Source organism: Rhodococcus sp. LB1, from assembly GCF_001583455.1.
Lineage (GTDB): Bacteria > Actinomycetota > Actinomycetes > Mycobacteriales > Mycobacteriaceae > Rhodococcus_F > Rhodococcus_F opacus.
The window spans coordinates 1-886 of sequence record NZ_LTCZ01000378.1 but is presented as its reverse complement, the minus strand read 5'-3'; the positions used below and the strand labels follow the sequence as shown (position 1 = coordinate 886).

Sequence of the window (886 nt, the reverse complement as noted above, 5' to 3'; positions counted from 1 at the left end):
CGGCGTCGACCTCACCGTGGAGCAGATGCGCGAGAACTTCGACGCCGTCGTGCTCGCGATCGGCGCGCTCCGGGGCCGTGACAACACGACCGTCGAAGGCCGGGAGCTGAACGGGATCCACCTCGCGATGGAACACCTCGTCACCTCGAACAAGGAATGCGAGGGGGACGGTCCCGCGACGATCACCGCCAAGGGCAAGCACGTCGTCATCATCGGCGGCGGCGACACCGGGGCCGACTGCCTCGGAACGGCGCACCGCCAGGGCGCGCTGTCGGTGACCCTGCTGGATTACAACCCGGAGTTGCCGACGGAACGGGACGAGGCAGCGACGCCGTGGCCGGCGTGGCCGATGGTGCTGCGCACGTCGCCCGCGCACGCCGAGGGCGGTGTCCGCCGGTATCAGGTCGCGGTGCAACGCTTCCTCGGTGACGAGAACGGGAACGTCCGATCCATGGTGCTCGCCGAGGTCCGGGTCACCCGCGAGGACGGCAAACGCATCATCACGCCGGTCGGCGAGGAGATCGAATTGCCGTGCGAATTGGCGCTTTTCGCGATCGGATTCGAGGGTGTCGATCTCGGACCGCTGCTCGACGACTACGGGCTGTCGCCCACCCGGCGCGGATCGCTCTCCTGCGGACCGGATTGGCAGACCACCGCACCCGGGGTCTTCGTCTGCGGGGACGCGCATCGCGGCGCGTCGCTCGTGGTATGGGCGATCGCGGAGGGCAGGTCCGCGGCGCACGCGGTCGACGTGTATCTGACCGGGGCGTCGGACCTCCCGTCGCCGGTGCACCCGACGGCGCTCCCGCTGGCAGTCGTCTAAATGGAGAAGGGCGCGCGGGACGACTAGGCTCGAGGCCGTGAACCGACGCACGAAGATCGTATG

Annotated in this window: 1 protein-coding gene; it reads left to right on the top strand. The window is 69.3% G+C overall.

All coding sequences use genetic code 11. From position 1 onward, the window contains the following. Positions 1-823: FAD-dependent oxidoreductase (locus tag AZG88_RS36100; protein WP_197487997.1), on the top strand; the 823-nt coding region annotated here is incomplete at its 5' end. Between the last annotated feature and the right edge of the window lie 63 nt (positions 824-886).